This window comes from Niallia sp. FSL W8-0635 (assembly GCF_038007965.1).
GTDB lineage: Bacteria > Bacillota > Bacilli > Bacillales > Cytobacillaceae > Niallia.
In genome coordinates this window covers 2,223,225-2,240,416 of the sequence record NZ_JBBOYD010000001.1, presented here as the reverse complement: position 1 = coordinate 2,240,416, position 17,192 = coordinate 2,223,225, and the positions used below count along the sequence as shown (strand labels likewise).

Below are 17,192 nucleotides of genomic sequence, written 5' to 3'. Positions count from 1 at the left end.
GCGATTTATAAGACTATAAAAATAAATGATTGCTTTCCAATCAATCAAAGGAATAGGATGCTACCCCTTGTCTACCAAGGGATACTTGTCCTATTATTTTCCTTGTTGTTTGTTCATCGCTGTCATCATTTGATTGATTTTCTTTTGAGAAGGTTTCATTCCCATTTGCATCATCATCATTTTTAACATTTGCTCATTAATTGGTGGGTTTTTCTTTAAGTAGTCCATCATGTATTTACGCGCAATAAAAAATCCGATAACAATACCGGCGATTAATGCTACGACAATACTTAACCAAGCGTACCAAGGCATATCTTTTTTCCTCCTTCATGTTGTCTATACTTTAGTGTACTAGACCAGATAATATTATACAATATCTGTTACAGAATTTCTCCATTTTACACAAAATTTCTTTCTTTTATCGGTTTTAACCAGCCAAATCTGCCATTTTCCACATCAATAGCTAAAAAGGAAGGCTCATGTTTGCGAATAATTTCAAAGAAAATGGATTCTGCATCATAATAGCCGTCTGCTTCAATGGATAAATAATCTTCTTTTACCGTTAAAGATGCTTTACTTAAATTTCCATTTTCTATATAAAAAACACCATCTTTAAATTGAAAGGTTTTATTTCGCTGCAGAGCAGAATACAATTGATTTTCAATCATCCACTTAGAAATGGGAAGCGTAATAAAATCAACTTGTTTTTGAAGAATTTCCTTTAATTTTTCATCGTCTGTTTTAGTATGGTCCGAAAATAAATTGTAAAACAAGCGTTCTCTACCGTTATAATGTATGGCGATTTTTTCTTTAATTAAATACAATTGATATCTTCTCATACTGAATCTTCACCAACCTGTCCACTTCTTTTCCTTCTATTATAAAGAAGGTTTCTTTCAAGATGTGTCTCAAGGTGTAAAAAAAACAGACTTATTTTGTCGAATCAAAGAAAGTAGGATGGACGGAAATACTGACTCCATCCATCCTTTCCTATTTAATTTTCTAATAACGCTTTTAATCGTTTCACTACATTGGAAACAGTAAATCCGTATTCCTCTAATATTTTATTCCCAGGTGCTGATGCTCCAAATGTTTCAATGGAAAGTACATCTCCCTCATCTCCAACATATTTATGCCAACCAAGGGAACTTCCCATTTCAATTGCTAGTCTTTTCTTTACGGTTTTCGGTAGTACTTTTTCTTTGTACTCTTTTGATTGTTGTTCAAAGAAATCCCATGCTGGAAGACTAACAACCGAAATATTTAAACCTTCTTTCTCCAATTCTTTCTGGGCTTCGACTGCTAAGCCAACTTCTGATCCTGCTGCTATTAATAGGGCGTCAGGTGTTTCTGCTTTTGAAGGAGAAATAATATAGCCACCCTTTGATACCCCTTCATACGCACTATCCTTTGATCCTTTAATCGTCGGTAAGTTTTGTCTCGTTAACACTAATGCTGTTGGTTTATCTTTAGACTCTAAAGCAATTTTCCAAGCTGCAGCTGTCTCATTACCATCGGCTGGTCGAATGACAGATAGATTTGGCATTGCTCTTAGAGAAGCTAATTGTTCAACAGGCTCATGAGTCGGACCATCTTCGCCTACCGCAATACTATCATGGGTGAATACATAGGTTACAGGCAATCCCATTAATGCCGCAAGACGAATAGCAGGTCTTAAATAATCGGAAAAAACAAAGAACGTTCCGCCAAATATTTTTAAACCACCATGAAGCATAATTCCGTTTAAAGCAGCTCCCATCGCAAATTCTCTTACACCAAACCAAATATTTCTTCCTTCTGGAGTATCAGGTGTAAAATCTTTCTCGCCTTTAATCATCGTATTATTACTTCCTGCTAAATCGGCAGACCCACCAATTAAAAATGGAAGATTTTTTGCAATACTATTGATTACTTCACCAGAAGAAGCACGACTTGCTAAGCTGCTTCCTTCTTCATAAACTGGCATTTCGCAATCCCAGCCCTCTGGTAAGGTATCCGCTAATGCAGCTTTTAACTGTGTTGCTAGTTCTGGATATTCTTTTTCATAGCTTGAAAAAAGGTCATTCCACTCTTTTTCCTTGTTCTCTCCATGTATTGCTACTGTCTCTTTAAAATGATTATATACTTCATCTGGCACATGAAAATCTTCATCAAATGTCCAGTTATATGCTTCTTTAGTTAGCTTTAGCTCGTCTGCACCAAGTGGAGCACCATGAACAAGGGATTTACCGGCTTTATTCGGAGCGCCAAACCCAATAATCGTTTTCACTTCAATTAATGTCGGTTTTGTTTTATCTGTCTTCGCTTCTTCAAGTGCTTTGGCAATTCGATCTGTGTCATTGCCGTCTTCTACACGGATATATTGCCATCCATATGCTTTAAAGCGTTGCTCCACACTCTCAGAGAAGGATTTATCCAAATCACCATCTAAAGAAATATCATTGGAATCATAGAGAACGACTAATTTTCCTAGCTGCAGATGTCCTGCAAGAGAAGCTGCCTCTGCAGATACCCCTTCCATTAAATCTCCATCCCCACAAATACTATATGTATAATGATCCACGATTGGAAAGTTATTTTTATTATAAACACCTGCTAAGTGTTTTTCCGCAATCGCCATTCCTACAGCCATCGCAATTCCCTGACCAAGTGGACCCGTAGTCGCGTCAACCCCTGCCGTATGCCCATATTCTGGATGCCCTGGCGTTTTACTCCCCCACTGTCTAAATTGTTTCAAATCCTCAAGGGATAAATCATAGCCTGATAAATGCAATAAACTATACAGTAAAGCTGAGCCATGCCCAGCAGATAATACAAAGCGGTCACGATTAAACCAGTCCGGATTCTGTGGATTGTGATTCATATAAGATGTCCATAAAGTATACGCCATCGGGGCCGCACCCATTGGCATTCCTGGGTGTCCTGATTTTGCTTTTTCAATTGTATCAATGGATAGTGTTCTAATCGAAGCAATCGATAAATGATCTAACTTTGTATTCAAGATTCAACATCCTCTCATTTTCCAAAATAGTTTGCCTAAATGATTCATTTTCTACCTATTAAAAATTAGAAAATAGCACCACTATATAATTTCGACATTTATTTCGTATTTTACCCATAAATTCCAATAGAAAACATAAAAAAACCTTAACATTGTCTGTTAAGATTATTTTACAAAGGCTATTTACGTGATGTTTGGTTGTTCATTACGAACAGCCCTTTATTAAGGACGCGCATGTATAACTTAATGCATCTTTTTTCTGTTTTGAATATCTTTTACTTTTTGCGGAGTAACATCATTTCCTTTTGGATCAAAAATTTTCACATTTTCAATCGTATTAACCATTGTAGAACGGAAATTTTTCAAATATTCAGCGCGTAGCTTTGTTTGTTCTTTTGCTTCTTCTTGGGTTAAGCCTGTCTCTTTTTTCTTTTTTGCAAGTTCATTTATGCGATCAAGTTTATTTTTAGGAAACATAGTAAACTCCTTTATAGAAATAATGTATGATTGATGTTAAATTATTTGTTTCATTTATTTTTGCTCTGTTTACATGAAGCTCTGAGCGGGCAAGTTAAGCAAAAATAAAAAGCTCAGTCTAAAAAAACAACTGGCTAATGGATAATCTATTATAGCATAAGTACAAGCACATTCCTATTTTTAAGATTTGCTCAAGAAGAATCTATTCTTTCCCACTCAGCATCTCCTTATATTCTTGATATCTGCGATGAATGGTCGCCTTTGAAAAATCATATCCAAGTCCTTTTAATGTGGACGTTATTTCAGAGAAGGTTAACCCATTTTGTTTCAGTTTTACGATTTCTTCAATGGGAAGCTCTAGCTTCTGTCGGCCAGAATGATCTCCTAAGTTTTTTAAATTTTTATCTGGACGATAGCCCTTTTCTACTGCTCTTTTCATTCCTCTTTTTATTTTTAAATTATGTATTTTCCGCTGATATTCTTCCACTATGCTAACAATTTGTAAAACCATCGTATCTGCTTCTGAAAGCATAAGCTCTCCTGAGGAAGAGATACTGTAAAGCTTAATATTTTCCTTTAAGATGCAATGAAGAATAGCTATCCTTGCATTTCCTCTTCCTAATCTTGTTTCATCCTGTATTAAAATGGACGAAATTTCTTCTTCTTTTATAATCGATAACAGCTCAAGCAATCCTTCTCTATCCAAGTCATAACCACTGGCTCTTTCTGAGATGATTCTTTTCACTTGGAAATCCATTTTCTTTGCTAAAGCTACTAATTCCTCTTCCTGCCTTGCAAGGGACGTTGTTTGTTCTTCTTTATCTGTACTTACTCGACAATAGATTATTGCATTCTTTTCATTCTTCATTACTACGAGATTCCCTTTCTATTATTCGGATGCTAACATCAATTGATGATCCTCTACTTTGACTGGAATGACCAATTCTTCACCTGCTGAAATATTATTAGCAGCAACATTATTATGCTCTTCGATCCACTTGATAAATTGCTTTTTAGTCATATTATAAGAGCCTGCATATTCATTCGATAATTGCCATACCGTTTCACCATTTTTCACCGTTACCGACACATATTTGCTAGAATCTGGTTGTCCAGTATTCGCTACAATCATTATACACGCTATAAAACCACAAATTAAAAGAATAATAGTATATGAATATTTTTCCCACAATTTAGACATTTATAATTCCACCTTTTTTTAGAATGTATGTTCGTTTATAGATTTAGTTTAATACGAACAAACGTTTCCTGTCAACAACAAAATAGAACTTATGTTTGTATACTCTTATAGAACGTGTTATAATTAGTACAAGAATAATATAACGAGGTGCGTATAATGCAGAAGCTTTCAAAGAGGCAATTAGACATACTAGAATACATAAAAGAAGAAGTAAAGCTAAAAGGATATCCACCTTCTGTTCGTGAAATTGCAGAGGCTGTTGGACTGGCATCAAGCTCAACCGTTCATGGCCATTTAGCAAGATTAGAGAGTAAAGGCTTAATCCGTCGTGATCCAACAAAACCTAGAGCTATTGAAATATTGGATTTAGAAGAAAGCAATATACCAAAATATAATATTATTAATGTACCTGTAGTCGGAAAAGTTACAGCAGGGATGCCAATTACTGCTATCGAAAATGTGGATGAATATTTCCCATTACCTGAAAGACTAGCACCAAGTGATGAACAAATTTTCATGCTAGAAATTATGGGAGAAAGTATGATTGAAGCAGGAATATTAGATGGTGACTATGTTATCGTTAGACAACAGCATTCTGCTAACAACGGCGATATTGTTGTCGCAATGACAGAGGAAGATGAAGCTACCGTTAAACGATTCTTTAAAGAACGTGACTTTATTCGCCTGCAGCCTGAGAACAGCACGATGGAACCAATTATTCTTCGTAATGTAAGCATTCTTGGGAAAGTAATTGGTGTATATCGTCATATTCAATAACCATTTCTGAATGAGAACATAGAAAATGCTTGTCCGACATTGGACAAGCATTTTCTATGTATCATTTATAATCAAACTGGAACGTTTACTCCCATCCTTTACAAACATCTACCCAATCAACTGCATTGCCATATATATAAAGCTCTTCATTGGTCAATTCAATCGCTGAATTACTGCTTCCACACGCTGGAAACACAGTAGTAAATCGTTTTAGTGATTCATCCATATAGACAGGTAAATTTTCTACTAAACCAAAAGGACAAACTCCACCAACTGCATGACCTGTTTTTTCTAATACTTCTTCTGGCGCTAACATCCTTGCTTTTTCCGCAAAGGTTTGCTTAAATTTTCTATTGTCAATTTTCGCATCTCCTGCAGTAACAATTAAGATTGCATCATCTTCTTTACGGAATGATAATGTTTTAGCGATTCTTTCTGGCTGTACTCCTAATGTTTCAGCTGCTTCTAAGACTGTAGCGCTAGACGTTTGAAATACTTGAATATCCTTCTCTCTATTCCATTTCTTTAAATGAACTTGAACATTTTCTAATGACAACGCATGACACTCCCTGAATATTCTTATTATTTTAATAGTTAAAAATATACCATTAATCCATTTAAAGCTCAAATTCTTTATGCATCCATGCAAAATAGGAGCCCTTTTCACTAGAGAGGACTCCTTTTCTTTTTAGAAAGTATTATAAACATTTTCACATTCTTCTGCCGTTGGCTCATAAAAGCAATGAAGCTTAAATCTTCCTACATGTGGTTGATTATACCAGGTAGCAGGACAATCACCTGGTGGACGAAAATACCATAAACTATATTTTGCTGGCCAAAAGGATTCTCCGTTCACAACTCTCCTCGCCAATCGCCTTTCACTTTCTCTCGGTCTTTGATAAAAATAGCCTTTTGTTGTTGCCTCAAACGCATGGGCTTGATACACCATATCATTTACAGTGCGAAGTCCTTTGAAATCGGAACAATCTGCTCTCATTCGATTGATTCCTACATTTCCGACTAATAACATGCCTAACTCTCCTTCTCCCTCTGCTTCTGCACGAAGAAGTCTTGCCAATAAATCAATATCTGCATCCGTAACGCGTACGACTGCCATTGAATCACCCCCTACCCTTTCATCATATTTTTCCATACCTTATCCTATTCCTTTAAGGAACATTGCAATAAAAAGTGAATTGGGGGATGACTTTTTTTAAAAATTGATAAGTTTTTTAAATTCTTTAAATCCAATAATGTAGCTCGCTGCAATTAACCCATTAATAAACACAATATAAAATAAACCAATGATATAAACTTTATATTTTTTCCACTTTTTTTTCATCAATAATCCCACCTTTAATACCTTTTATCCTCTCCTGCAGCTGGTAAATTTATGTATTCATGTAAAAAAACTAATGAGATTCTTTTTATTATCCATACTAATTTAATGAAATTTTCCTTTTTATCATTCCATTAAGAGGAGTAAAAGAGGTGAGAAACATGTACTTATTTTTATTACACATCCCTAGTAATATAGAGATTGATAAAGAAAAAGAAAAATTAAGCCATCTATCTTTTGATCATTGGTTACAGCATGATTTATTTTCGATTAATTGGTGGATTCTTTTCCTTGCAACCATTATTCCTTACTTTATCTTTTGGAGAGTTGTAGATAAGAATCGTTTCTTTGAAGTATTTTCTTACGGAATGTTCGCTGCCACTCTATGCATGCTCTTAGATATTATCGGGACTGAAATGTTGCTATGGAGCTATCCTGACAAATTACTCCCCATCATCACCCCACTTATCCCTGCAAATATGGTTATCATCCCTATATCTGCCATGCTTGTCTATCAATATTTCAGCACTTGGAAATATTTTTTGTTAGCTACTATAGGCTGGTCTATCGTATTCTCCTATATTATCGAGCCGTTATTTATGCTAAGAGATATGTTTGTAATAGGAGAACATTGGTCTCATACAAAATCATTTGTCGGATTTATTATTCTGGGAATTCTCTTAAAATCAGTTTTTGAGCGTATAAAAAAGCATATTCCAAAATAAGTTTGTTCTTTTTCTCACATATAATTTCTATTTTTCCACAAACTAGGCAGTGAACTGCACTTGAAAGGAGAGATAGGAATGAAGAATCAAGATACGAAAGCTACTAATCAACAAAACCAATTAGGATTAGATGCTGATGAACAAGAAATGAATGGTTTGTATGGAATGGCTGAAACGAATGAAGAAGATGCGTTAAATAAACAAAATACACAGCAAAAATTGTAAAAACAACCTCCTGCAAACGTGTTTGCAGGAGGTTGTTTTTTATTTCTTTTGTTTCGCGATTGCTTTGTATACCGCTGCTTCGATTTCCTCATAACTCGTGCAACGACATATATTGGACTCCAGCCATTCTTTTATCTTTACTTTACTCGGATTTGCTTCATTAAGGAGAAGGGCATGCCCATTCATGATAAATCCAGGCGTGCAATAGCCACACTGAAAGGCAAACTCTTCGATAAAGGCTTCTTGGAGTGGACTATTTTTCAGTCCTTCAATTGTAATAATCTCCTTTCCTTGTGCTTCTACTGCAAGCATTAAGCAGGATTTCATCGGCATTCCATCTATAATAGTGGTACATGCGCCACAATCTCCATTAAAACAGCCTGCCTTTGCACCGGTTAAAAATAGGTTTTCCCGTAATGTAGCTAGTAATGTTTTCGATGGAGGTATGACCGCAATATGATTTTCTTCATTTACTCGTAATCTTACTATTACTAAATTCGGCCCACTTTCTGTCACTTACACTCCCTCCAATCGATTAATTATTTTTTCTATAAGATCAGCCAGTACAAACAAACGATATTCAGCTGATCCTTCTACATCATCAAGAATGGGAGAAGGAAGATGGTTTAAGGCTAATGTGATTCGTTGTTCTTTATTCATCGTTTGATTATTTATAATGCGCTCGACTTCAAAAGCTCGAAAAGGAAATGTACATAAACCACTGATTGCGACTCTAATTTGACCATCTATTTTTAATGCTGCAACTGTAATTAATGGATATCCTGTCTCCCAGTGCTGCCTCACTTTTATCGCTATATATTCTTGAGATAAATATTTTTTCTCAATAAATGCCTGCACCAATAATTCTCCGTCCTGAAGCAATAACTGTTCCTCAAACACATCATGAATATATTCCGTTCTTATTCCATTTTCACTAGCAAGAACGAATACACTATCCGTTAAAAGAAATGGCAATACTGCTTCTCGATAAAAAATATGCCCACAAATATTCCCACCGACCGTTATCTTATTCCTTGCCGTTCGATCGGCAATCTCCTTACAAACCCTTGTTAATAATGGAAAATAATTGAGCTCTTCCACATCTGTCAACGTGATACAGGAACCGATCACAAGGTACTCTTCATCAACCTGATGTACATTACATGCAGCTATTTGTTTTACATCAATCGTGAAATCCACATTTAATTGATTGATTCTCCTTAATGTAATAATCTCTGTCCCGCCTGCATAATAGGCAGGTTTTTTATTTTGCGCCTTCATCTCTGCATATTTTTTTGTAGCTTGTTCTATGGAGGAAGCTGGTATATACTCAAATGCCATCATGCGCCTCCTTCTGCTGTCTCCAAATAGATTCTGGTGTTAGTGGTAAACTTTTCAACTCGGAGTTAATGGCGAGAGAAAGGGCATTTCCTAACGCTGCCGGAATACCAACCAACCCATGCTCCCCTGCACCCCTAGCCCCAAATGGTGCCTCTAAATGTGGGGTTTTTATAATATCAACCTCATACTCCGGATGCTCACCATATCGTAATGGTCTGTAGGTTCGTAATTGGGGGTTTAATACTCGGCCGTTTTCATCAAAATAAAATGCTTCCCGGCCAGCCCAAGCAATGCCCATACTCATTGCACCTTTGATTTGACCAAGTGCTGCTTTATAATTAAGCACTTCTCCTAAATCAACGACGGTTATCGCTTTTAAAATCTTATACCTAAATGTTTTCGTATCCATCTCCACTTCAACCCCTTGGGCTGCTACTGCCCATTCAGGACCTGGATTGCCTGCCCCAGTTTCTCGATCTAAATTGGTTAAACCAGTAAGTGTGTAACTACCATTTGCAATGATTTGTCCGCCAATGGAATTTCCATTTGGATAGGTATAGCCATACACAATATCTTTAAATGGAATGGATTGTTTCGGATTATCCCTTAAAAAAACTGTTTCATTCCCTACTTCTAAATCATCTTCTGGTACTCTTAACACAATAGCTCCGATTTTCTTTAGTTTTCGGATGGCATCGTCTGCTGCAGCCATCACAGCTCTTCCTGCCATTAATGTCCCTCTACTTGCCACTGTCTTCCAATGTTCTGGCTCTGTTTGTGTATCAACCGTCATTCGCACATGTATTCTATCAACGCTCATCTTCATTTGCTCTGCTAATATTTGTGCCAAAACTGTTTTGGTTCCCGTGCCTATTTCAACTAATCCAGACATTAGATTAATGCTTCCATCTGAATTAAAGGTGAGTACCACGCCTGAACTAACAGCTGGACCAATAGTAGAATTTTTCCAGCTGCAAGAAATTCCTTTTACACGTATTTTATTTTTCGAAATGACCTTAAATTGTCCTTTTTCCCATTCCATAATTTCACGCAATCGATCAATACATTTAGCCACATTTCCTACTTTACTGCTCGTTACTACAACCTGTGTTGGGGTCGTGTTGCCCGGTTGAATGGCATTTATTTTTCTAAAATAAAGAGGATCCATTTCTACTTTTTTGGCAAGCATATCCATTGCTCTTTCAAATGCAAAATGAACTTCTCCATGACTAAATCCTCTAAATGGAGCAGCATAAGGGTGATTCGTGTACACACATAGAGCATCACACCAAACATGATCCATTTTATAAGGCCCTGTACAATCGACTGCTCCAGCAGTACTAAGATGTGGCGATTTATCTGCATAAGCCCCACCATCAAACACATACCTAAGTTTAGCAGCAGTCAGTTTGCCATCTGCCGTACAAGCAAGCTGAATCGTTGCCTCTAAGCCAATATGTACCGGGGAAACCGTTAAATCTTCTTCTCTCGTATTAAATACTCGAACTTTTCTTCCACCGACTGCTCTTGAGGCAAGGTATGCAAATATTTCTAAATGTACAGAAGCCTTTCCACCATAACCACCACCAACAAACGGCGTTTCAACAACAACTTTCCCTGTTTCCACCTTAAAATCTCTGCTGATGATTTTTTTCACCATATATGGTGCCTGCGAGCTTGTTACGATGCGGACAATTCCACTTTCTCCAATTTCACAAAGAGCTGCCCTTGTTTCCATAGCAGAATGATCGGATATAGGAATAGAAAAATGAGATTCAATCGTCACTTCACCTTCCTTCATTCCTACTTGCACATCGCCTTTGCGAATCTTTGTATGGTTGATAATATTCGTTCTCTCTACAGGATATATCCCTTCGTCCTTCGTATATTCGAGCAAATTATCATGAAGAAGCGGTGCATCTTTCTCCAGTGCTTGCAAAGCAGAATTTACTACTGTAAGAGGCTCATATTCGATGTGAATGAGTTGTGCTGCTTTCCTTGCAATAGGGATAGTATCTGCGACAACTAAGGCGATAACTTCCCCGTAATAACGAACTTTATTGACAGCAAGTGGCGGACGATCAATTACTTCTTCACCAATTAAAGGTAAATTGTCTCCAAGAATTATCGCTCTGACGCCTTCCAGCTTTTCCGCTTCTTCTATTTCAATGGATCGAATCATAGCATGAGCATACGAGCTTTTAACCATCTCTACATGTAACGCATCACTTGCTATGTAATCAGCTGTATATCTTGCTTTGCCTGTAACCTTTTCAAGGGACTCTTTCCGAAAAACACTTTTTCCGATATATGTCACAGTTTCCCTCCTCTTTTTCCTCGCTAAATAGGTGAATGATGGAGTAAGATTACTGGTCCGTTAATTAATTTCGTATTTTTAGATACGAAAAAAGCACGCTAATACTTTTCTTGCAAATCTGTATATGTATATGAGAAAGACAGCTGAAATATATGGGATAAGGAGAATAAATTAGAAAAAGTAATTTCAAACATTTGGTTTCTAGTAAACTTTTTTCTATCCCCTTTTCTTGCATAATTATAAAAAGAGGACTTGACGCTAGTATTCCAACCAAAAACAAACCCGAACAATCAAGGTTGTTCGGGTTTGTTTTTAGCTATAAAAGGCTGTTTCAGTAAAGTTGGTAGTATTTCACATCGCTTTCCATGGGGCTTAATTCATTTCACTTTAAAAAATATTACCAAATAGCAATTTATAAAAAAAGAAGGTTTGCAGCAGCTATTCCGTTTTCCAGCCTTTTTTCTCACATAATTTCGTTATATGAGCGAGGTGGTGACGACCATGCCATGCGTATAATCCGATTAACATTTGAATAGATTGGATGCCGTTTTCTGGATGCTGTAATTCCTTTTCTAATTCATCTGTCTGAAGAAGAGCACGAAAGAGATGCACCCATCTTGCATGCATACTTGAAAGCAATTGGATCGACACATGCACTGGCATGGAATAGTCTGGGAGCTGTGCCCATGTCCCTTCTTCATATGGTTTAATAATCGGCTTCTCCTCTGTTAAAGCTAGCTTTGTGCGAATATATGCGTTCATATGACTATCTGCGACATGATGTACTACTTGACGAATTGTCCAGCCGTCTTTTCGATACGGGGTATCTAACTGCTCTTCCCTTAACGACGATACTGCTTTTTCTAGTTTTACTGGATAATCCTCTATCTCTGAAATCCAGGTTTGTAGAACTTCATTGGAGATTTCTCCTTTATATTCAAACAAACCAATTGGATATCTTTCATCCATTTCCCATTCCCCCGTCCATTAATATGAAACCATTACTACATTCGTAAAATAGCAGTTAATTCTCCAAAAATAACAAAATAGATTCTTTCATTGGTTCATAGCCAATTTCCATATATATTTTGTTGGACGTAGGGTTTGTAATATCTGTATAGAGACTGGTAGAAGAAAAACCGTTATCCAATAAGCTTTGAGATAGTGCTGCGACACAATTAGATGCATACCCTTTTTTCCTGAACTTGACTGGCGTATACACAAAATTAATGGTGATATTATTCTTCGTTGGTCTGCTTGCATTAGCCATACTAACTAGCTGATTATCTACTTCCCAACCGGCTAGTTTGCGATTTTGAATAAGTTCTTCCGCACGTTTAGATGCCTGTTCCATTTCTAATGGCTGATTGACGGAAGCAGCGAAATCATAAACCCATTGTTGAATAAGCGGCTGATCACTACTTGTTATCCATCTGAACTTACCAACTTGAGATGGTTTCTTTTTCACTTCTTTTAATTGATAGATTCGTTGGTCCATCCCAAGTACAACTTTTAATTGACGTAATGTTGCAATGTGTTGAGCCATTTCTAGTACCGTTTCTTTTTCTCCGATAAAACCTGGTATTTCTTCGATGCTTTCATGAATCAATTTACTTACTAACGGTAATTCCAATGGAGTCATCCCATTAAAAACAGAAACGATTATTTGTTTTGGATGAGTCTGTAATAACATAAGGATTGGTTGTTCATTTTTATAAACTCCAGCCATAACAGTTGGCTTAATCATCTCATTACTATTCATTAAGATTCCTAGAGGCAAGCCATTAACCGCTTCTTCCTTTTCTAAATATGGAATCATCACCCGCTTGAAATCATCTACATCATAAAATTTTTGAACAAGTAACACCACAGTCCCCCCAAACACCAAGTATTGATATGCATTGAAAAAAACTTAAGACTGACTCACTTGAATAAATGACTTTATTCCAGGAGGAGTATAGGTCGAAAATCTATCAAGCAATTGCTTTGGATCTGAATCGACAATCGTAATCGTCCGATATTGTTCTTGTAAAAATTCTGCATCAGCCATATGATTAATCAATCCTACAAGGGGATCGTAATAATGGTTAATGTTAAGAATGCCTAAAGGTTTCCTATGTAACCCCAGTTGTGCCCAAGTAAAGATTTCAAAAAACTCTTCCATCGTCCCCGCGCCACCTGGCAATGTAATAAACCCATCAGCTAGCTCTGTCATTTTCGCCTTTCGCTCATGCATGGACTTTACGACAATTAATTCACTTAAAGCGGGATGAGCTATTTCTTTTTCTTGAAGAAAGTCAGGCAGTACACCAATTACCTTACCACCCTCTTCTACCATACTATCAGCTATTGCACCCATTAAACCAATACAAGAACCACCATATACAAGCTCTAACTCTCGTCTTGCTAACTCTTTTCCTAATGCAATTGCTTCTTCGAGATAAATTTTTGAAGCTCCGGTACTCGAACCACAGAACACAGCAATTCTTTTCATCTTGATATTCCTCCATTTTACAAAATTCAGAGAATATTTTCATTACTTTTTTCCTATAAGTTGTGCAAATTTGCACGGAATACCATTAATTTAGCAAGAGAAATCAAGATTTATGGAAAATTTTTCTCCTTCCTTCTATTTTAACTCGTATCGAAGGCGAAAAGAAGTGGTGTTTTCCTTATTTCGTAATGCCATTTATGAATTTTTTATGGATTCCGCTTTTTTAATCGTCCAAAAAAAAATATTTTTAAAAAAATATAAAAAATATGTTTAAGAGATTTATAAACTGGGTAATTGATAGTTAACCATATAAGTACACCTAATATCTAGGAGGATTAAAATGACGGGAAATGTATTGTATAAAGGCAGAGTGTTTAAAATTTTATTTTGCTATGATACAGGTTATTGTGAAATTAGGGATATTTATAATGTGTTTAAGGTGGAACTTGTCCATAATTCTCAATTTACCATATTAGAAGATGTCTGTACTAATTAAACATATTGTTTTTCTTTTTTTGTCATGAAAATGACATTTTATTTTCCCAAATAGATGTAAGCGCTATTTTTAATTATCCTTATCAACAAACTTTAACAAGATGATTGCACTATTTTATTTATTTCTTTCTTAATTTAGACCTTTTTTCTACATAAATCTAATGAACTTGTCCAAACCATATCCAACTACTATCATATTCTATAGTAAATCTATAGATGGAGGTGACTAGTATGTCTGAATATGGAGGCGGATTTGGAAGTAACTTTGCATTAATCGTAGTATTATTTATTTTATTAGTTATTATCGGTGCATCTTATGTAGGCGGATATTAATACTACTGATGTTTGGATTGAAAGTGTCTCAAAATTTGGATTCAGGCTTGCTTTATCTATTAATGTATTTTTAATGGATACGCCAATGAAATCCTCTTTTTGAGGCATTTTTTTCATTTTCAAAAAAATTCTCCTCTGAAACATTACAAAGATTAATCAAATGTCCTCTAATCAAAAAGCCTTTTATTCCCCTCACTAGTTACTTGTCCATTCCCTTTAAATCGTTCATACATAAGATATGTTGTAACTTATAGAAGGAGGTGGCATATATGTCAGAATGTTATAGCGGTGGAGGTTACAACAATAACTTCGCTTTATTAGTTGTGTTATTCATCTTGTTAATTATCATCGGAGCTTCCTATTGGGGAGGTTATTAATTCGAAAAAAGAAGGCACTTTTGTGCTTTCTTTTTTTATGTTTTTTATCCAAACACTGTTCATCCTTTTTCAAACAGAAATGGTACCCCTTTTTATCGGGGGTACCATTTCTTTCATTCTATTAGAAGAATCTTCTTCTTGGTCTGCAATTATTAGCATTGTTTACATCAGAACCACAATCAAAATCTTCCACTACTGTTTCATTCACTTGTCTTTCTGTTACAGGAAAATAATTCTCATTACGGACAACCGTTCTGTTTACATTGATTATTTCTGTAGGATGAATATTACGAATTCTTTTTTCGTTCGTTGTTGTTCTAACAACTGTTCGAGTAGGATGAACGATATCTCTTACTGGGGAAACGCAATTTCGACATTTTTTCCCATGATTATTATTACCAGCACCTAACACATTATCATTATTATGACGATCCATTTCTTTCGCTCCTTTCCTTTATGAATTTCACTTACGATATATAGTATGAAAGGAAAAAGAGCTTGTCCGAGCTATTATACTATTCTTTAGCAAAATATGCTGAAATACTAAGAGAAATGTCTATTCAGGAAGGTTTAAAGGACTATGAATGAGAGAGAAATCTACTAGAAAGAATGAACGCTTTTACAGTGTTTGATTACGTATTCCCATTGTTTTTCTGAAAGGGAACGGGAATCAAAAAATGGATTAATGGTTGATTCCCTGTTCTTGCTTACATGTAGCTATATGACTAATTTCTATGAAGGATGAATAGTTACACGTAAGAGCTCTATACCCTTCTTACCTGCTACCTCTTCGATAGTTTCTCGGACATAATCAATAGCCTCTTCTTCTGTCTCTTTTTTACTAAGTAATTCTATTATGTCAAGAGGATCATCGATTTTTATCTTTTTCTTTTGAAGCTGATTAATTAACGCTGGAAAGACACCGATACTTTCACAATCGAGATGATAAATTTCTCCATATTTTAGGAAAAGAATTATTTCTGCTTGAAGTACTTTTGTCGGAACATGCATAACATTGGTTAATTTCTGTATAATACTGATTTTCACTCTGCTGATTTCCTTGTAATTTATTTCACTGATAAATTTTTTCTTTTGTATAAACAAAAAAGCAGTATTTCGCTTGATTTTTATCGATAGATCATCAAAATAAAAATAATAAAACGCTGGATACTTCAATGAAAAGGATGGATATCTATTCCCCCTTATCGTAATTACACTTTGGATAATCCTCTCTTTCGCAAATTCATTAAACGCAAATCGGTCCATTGTTTCTCCCCCTTCCCCATTATAAAACGCTTATATTTTTATTCAATCCAACACTTTCTCTCTCTTTATGTCTATATGTTTTAAAAGGAATAATGACTAATTTCGTCCATATAAAAAAACTCTTCTCCAAAGAGAAAAGCTTTTACGCATATAATTTTGCTGTTTTCAACTCAAAGGAGGCAGCTAGGATAGAATCCACTTTAAAAATGCGCGGCTGCTTCTTTCTTAAACAATACGCCCTAATGTATGTGGGTGTTACTCCATACACAAGAACCGTCCGCTGGGATATAGAGCCATCTTTTTTCACATAAATAATCTCTATCGGTCTTTTTTCATTCCACGCCTTCTCTAATTGTTTTATCATCCTTAGCTCCCTCCTTTTATCTACATTATATTAGAACATTCGTTCGATATCAAGTTTTTATCGAACGAATGTTCTTTTATATTGGCTGCTTTATTATTTATTGTTGATTTTCTTATAGATATAAGGAGTCGTAGGCGGAGAATTTCCGACTAATGTATATAGAAGGAGCTTAAGTTGCAGATATAGGCGGAGATATTCCGAATAACGATTCTAAATAAGACAAATTCCAAAGATTTAGATACTATAAACGGAAACATTTCCTTTATTTTTAAGGAAATATGGATATTTCCCAATTTAAACGGAATGATACCGCTTAATTTTCAAACCCAGTAAAATCAACACTCGTTTTAACAGAGCCTTTTTATTAGATTGCAGTATCCTTTTTTTCTTATTCATTTTTTCCCACCTTTCTAAAACTAACGGAATATCATACCTTTATTTTATTGCAATACAAAAAGAC

General features: G+C 35.6%; 24 protein-coding genes. 6 read left to right on the top strand and 18 right to left on the bottom strand.

Annotated features, from left to right (window positions below; all coding sequences use genetic code 11):
• Positions 1-93: 93 nt before the first annotated feature.
• From NYE52_RS10740 to yneA, 6 genes are all read right to left on the bottom strand, one after another.
• Positions 94-312: a YneF family protein gene (locus NYE52_RS10740; protein ID WP_341193049.1), complete on the bottom strand. Its 219-nt coding sequence runs from the start codon at positions 310-312 to the stop codon at positions 94-96.
• An 86-nt stretch (positions 313-398) separates the two neighbouring features.
• Positions 399-839: a sporulation inhibitor of replication protein SirA gene (gene sirA / locus NYE52_RS10735; protein ID WP_341193048.1), complete on the bottom strand. Its 441-nt coding sequence runs from the start codon at positions 837-839 to the stop codon at positions 399-401.
• Between the two features lie 155 nt (positions 840-994).
• A complete protein-coding gene (tkt, locus tag NYE52_RS10730) occupies positions 995-3,001 on the bottom strand; it encodes a transketolase (protein ID WP_341193047.1) in 2,007 nt (668 codons plus the stop codon).
• Positions 3,002-3,244: 243 nt separating this feature from the next.
• Positions 3,245-3,478 (bottom strand): DUF896 domain-containing protein, encoded by a 234-nt coding sequence (locus NYE52_RS10725; protein ID WP_341193046.1) that lies wholly within the window; start codon positions 3,476-3,478, stop codon positions 3,245-3,247.
• A 202-nt stretch (positions 3,479-3,680) separates the two neighbouring features.
• Complete coding sequence (locus NYE52_RS10720) at positions 3,681-4,346, bottom strand: YneB family resolvase-like protein (RefSeq protein ID WP_341193045.1); 666 nt, start codon at positions 4,344-4,346, stop codon at positions 3,681-3,683.
• A gap of 21 nt (positions 4,347-4,367) precedes the next feature.
• A complete protein-coding gene (gene yneA, locus NYE52_RS10715) occupies positions 4,368-4,679 on the bottom strand; it encodes a cell division suppressor protein YneA (RefSeq protein ID WP_341193044.1) in 312 nt (103 codons plus the stop codon).
• Positions 4,680-4,835: 156 nt separating this feature from the next.
• Between yneA and lexA the strand changes: the two genes are divergently transcribed.
• The gene (gene lexA / locus NYE52_RS10710) at positions 4,836-5,456 is read left to right on the top strand and encodes a transcriptional repressor LexA (RefSeq protein WP_341193043.1); all 621 of its coding nucleotides are present in this window, start codon (positions 4,836-4,838) and stop codon (positions 5,454-5,456) included.
• Between the two features lie 85 nt (positions 5,457-5,541).
• Here the strand turns inward: lexA and NYE52_RS10705 are convergent, their stop codons facing one another.
• The 3 genes from NYE52_RS10705 to NYE52_RS10695 form a co-directional block, all read right to left on the bottom strand.
• A complete protein-coding gene (locus NYE52_RS10705; RefSeq protein ID WP_341193042.1) occupies positions 5,542-6,012 on the bottom strand; it encodes a YbaK/EbsC family protein in 471 nt (156 codons plus the stop codon).
• Positions 6,013-6,144: 132 nt separating this feature from the next.
• The gene (locus tag NYE52_RS10700; protein ID WP_341193041.1) at positions 6,145-6,573 is read right to left on the bottom strand and encodes a cell wall hydrolase; all 429 of its coding nucleotides are present in this window, start codon (positions 6,571-6,573) and stop codon (positions 6,145-6,147) included.
• 96 nt (positions 6,574-6,669) lie between these two features.
• Positions 6,670-6,798 (bottom strand): hypothetical protein, encoded by a 129-nt coding sequence (locus NYE52_RS10695; RefSeq protein ID WP_341193040.1) that lies wholly within the window; start codon positions 6,796-6,798, stop codon positions 6,670-6,672.
• 158 nt (positions 6,799-6,956) lie between these two features.
• On the opposite strand from NYE52_RS10695, the gene NYE52_RS10690 reads away from it, so the two are divergent.
• Together NYE52_RS10690 and NYE52_RS10685 are read left to right on the top strand one after the other, a co-directional pair.
• A complete protein-coding gene (locus NYE52_RS10690; protein WP_341195158.1) occupies positions 6,957-7,520 on the top strand; it encodes a CBO0543 family protein in 564 nt (187 codons plus the stop codon).
• A 78-nt stretch (positions 7,521-7,598) separates the two neighbouring features.
• Complete coding sequence (locus NYE52_RS10685; RefSeq protein WP_341193039.1) at positions 7,599-7,745, top strand: DUF4021 domain-containing protein; 147 nt, start codon at positions 7,599-7,601, stop codon at positions 7,743-7,745.
• A gap of 39 nt (positions 7,746-7,784) precedes the next feature.
• Here the strand turns inward: NYE52_RS10685 and NYE52_RS10680 are convergent, their stop codons facing one another.
• The 6 genes from NYE52_RS10680 to NYE52_RS10655 form a co-directional block, all read right to left on the bottom strand.
• Complete coding sequence (locus NYE52_RS10680) at positions 7,785-8,261, bottom strand: (2Fe-2S)-binding protein (protein WP_445669106.1); 477 nt, start codon at positions 8,259-8,261, stop codon at positions 7,785-7,787.
• Positions 8,262-9,086 (bottom strand): FAD binding domain-containing protein, encoded by an 825-nt coding sequence (locus tag NYE52_RS10675; protein ID WP_341193038.1) that lies wholly within the window; start codon positions 9,084-9,086, stop codon positions 8,262-8,264.
• Positions 9,076-11,403 carry a xanthine dehydrogenase family protein molybdopterin-binding subunit gene (locus NYE52_RS10670; protein WP_341193037.1) on the bottom strand — a complete coding sequence of 776 codons (2,328 nt, stop codon included), beginning with the start codon at positions 11,401-11,403 and terminating at the stop codon, positions 9,076-9,078. Before NYE52_RS10670 ends, NYE52_RS10675 begins: the two co-directional genes overlap by 11 nt.
• A gap of 438 nt (positions 11,404-11,841) precedes the next feature.
• Complete coding sequence (locus NYE52_RS10665) at positions 11,842-12,372, bottom strand: YfiT family bacillithiol transferase (RefSeq protein WP_341193036.1); 531 nt, start codon at positions 12,370-12,372, stop codon at positions 11,842-11,844.
• Positions 12,373-12,427: 55 nt separating this feature from the next.
• Positions 12,428-13,270, bottom strand: a complete 843-nt coding sequence (locus NYE52_RS10660) for a GNAT family N-acetyltransferase (protein ID WP_341193035.1) — start codon at positions 13,268-13,270, stop codon at positions 12,428-12,430.
• A 45-nt stretch (positions 13,271-13,315) separates the two neighbouring features.
• The gene (locus NYE52_RS10655; protein WP_341193034.1) at positions 13,316-13,897 is read right to left on the bottom strand and encodes an LOG family protein; all 582 of its coding nucleotides are present in this window, start codon (positions 13,895-13,897) and stop codon (positions 13,316-13,318) included.
• Positions 13,898-14,237: 340 nt separating this feature from the next.
• Between NYE52_RS10655 and NYE52_RS10650 the strand changes: the two genes are divergently transcribed.
• The 3 genes from NYE52_RS10650 (at position 14,238) to NYE52_RS10640 (ending at position 15,102) form a co-directional block, all read left to right on the top strand.
• Entirely contained in the window at positions 14,238-14,393 is a 156-nt protein-coding gene (locus NYE52_RS10650; protein WP_341193033.1) for a hypothetical protein, read from the top strand.
• A gap of 230 nt (positions 14,394-14,623) precedes the next feature.
• Entirely contained in the window at positions 14,624-14,725 is a 102-nt protein-coding gene (locus NYE52_RS10645; RefSeq protein WP_251629896.1) for a YjcZ family sporulation protein, read from the top strand.
• Positions 14,726-14,994: 269 nt separating this feature from the next.
• Positions 14,995-15,102: a YjcZ family sporulation protein gene (locus tag NYE52_RS10640; protein WP_341193032.1), complete on the top strand. Its 108-nt coding sequence runs from the start codon at positions 14,995-14,997 to the stop codon at positions 15,100-15,102.
• 121 nt (positions 15,103-15,223) lie between these two features.
• Here the strand turns inward: NYE52_RS10640 and NYE52_RS10635 are convergent, their stop codons facing one another.
• From NYE52_RS10635 to NYE52_RS10625, 3 genes are all read right to left on the bottom strand, one after another.
• A complete protein-coding gene (locus tag NYE52_RS10635; protein WP_341193031.1) occupies positions 15,224-15,538 on the bottom strand; it encodes a CotD family spore coat protein in 315 nt (104 codons plus the stop codon).
• A 296-nt stretch (positions 15,539-15,834) separates the two neighbouring features.
• On the bottom strand, positions 15,835-16,368 hold the full coding sequence (locus tag NYE52_RS10630) for a hypothetical protein (protein ID WP_341193030.1): 534 nt from the start codon (positions 16,366-16,368) through the stop codon (positions 15,835-15,837).
• A 142-nt stretch (positions 16,369-16,510) separates the two neighbouring features.
• Positions 16,511-16,732, bottom strand: a complete 222-nt coding sequence (locus NYE52_RS10625) for a WYL domain-containing protein (RefSeq protein WP_341193029.1) — start codon at positions 16,730-16,732, stop codon at positions 16,511-16,513.
• Between the last annotated feature and the right edge of the window lie 460 nt (positions 16,733-17,192).

Coding starts and splice junctions, on each gene's coding strand:
- NYE52_RS10625 (WP_341193029.1), bottom strand. CDS start 16,732: ATGATAAAACAATTAGAGAAGGCGTGGAATGAAAAAAGACCGATAGAG.
- NYE52_RS10650 (WP_341193033.1), top strand. CDS start 14,238: ATGACGGGAAATGTATTGTATAAAGGCAGAGTGTTTAAAATTTTATTT.
- NYE52_RS10690 (WP_341195158.1), top strand. CDS start 6,957: ATGTACTTATTTTTATTACACATCCCTAGTAATATAGAGATTGATAAA.
- NYE52_RS10675 (WP_341193038.1), bottom strand. CDS start 9,086: ATGGCATTTGAGTATATACCAGCTTCCTCCATAGAACAAGCTACAAAA.
- NYE52_RS10630 (WP_341193030.1), bottom strand. CDS start 16,368: ATGGACCGATTTGCGTTTAATGAATTTGCGAAAGAGAGGATTATCCAA.
- NYE52_RS10700 (WP_341193041.1), bottom strand. CDS start 6,573: ATGGCAGTCGTACGCGTTACGGATGCAGATATTGATTTATTGGCAAGA.
- NYE52_RS10635 (WP_341193031.1), bottom strand. CDS start 15,538: ATGGATCGTCATAATAATGATAATGTGTTAGGTGCTGGTAATAATAAT.
- NYE52_RS10720 (WP_341193045.1), bottom strand. CDS start 4,346: ATGAAGAATGAAAAGAATGCAATAATCTATTGTCGAGTAAGTACAGAT.
- yneA (WP_341193044.1), bottom strand. CDS start 4,679: ATGTCTAAATTGTGGGAAAAATATTCATATACTATTATTCTTTTAATT.
- lexA (WP_341193043.1), top strand. CDS start 4,836: ATGCAGAAGCTTTCAAAGAGGCAATTAGACATACTAGAATACATAAAA.
- NYE52_RS10740 (WP_341193049.1), bottom strand. CDS start 312: ATGCCTTGGTACGCTTGGTTAAGTATTGTCGTAGCATTAATCGCCGGT.
- NYE52_RS10655 (WP_341193034.1), bottom strand. CDS start 13,897: ATGAAAAGAATTGCTGTGTTCTGTGGTTCGAGTACCGGAGCTTCAAAA.
- NYE52_RS10725 (WP_341193046.1), bottom strand. CDS start 3,478: ATGTTTCCTAAAAATAAACTTGATCGCATAAATGAACTTGCAAAAAAG.
- NYE52_RS10640 (WP_341193032.1), top strand. CDS start 14,995: ATGTCAGAATGTTATAGCGGTGGAGGTTACAACAATAACTTCGCTTTA.
- NYE52_RS10665 (WP_341193036.1), bottom strand. CDS start 12,372: ATGGATGAAAGATATCCAATTGGTTTGTTTGAATATAAAGGAGAAATC.
- NYE52_RS10695 (WP_341193040.1), bottom strand. CDS start 6,798: ATGAAAAAAAAGTGGAAAAAATATAAAGTTTATATCATTGGTTTATTT.
- NYE52_RS10685 (WP_341193039.1), top strand. CDS start 7,599: ATGAAGAATCAAGATACGAAAGCTACTAATCAACAAAACCAATTAGGA.
- NYE52_RS10645 (WP_251629896.1), top strand. CDS start 14,624: ATGTCTGAATATGGAGGCGGATTTGGAAGTAACTTTGCATTAATCGTA.
- sirA (WP_341193048.1), bottom strand. CDS start 839: ATGAGAAGATATCAATTGTATTTAATTAAAGAAAAAATCGCCATACAT.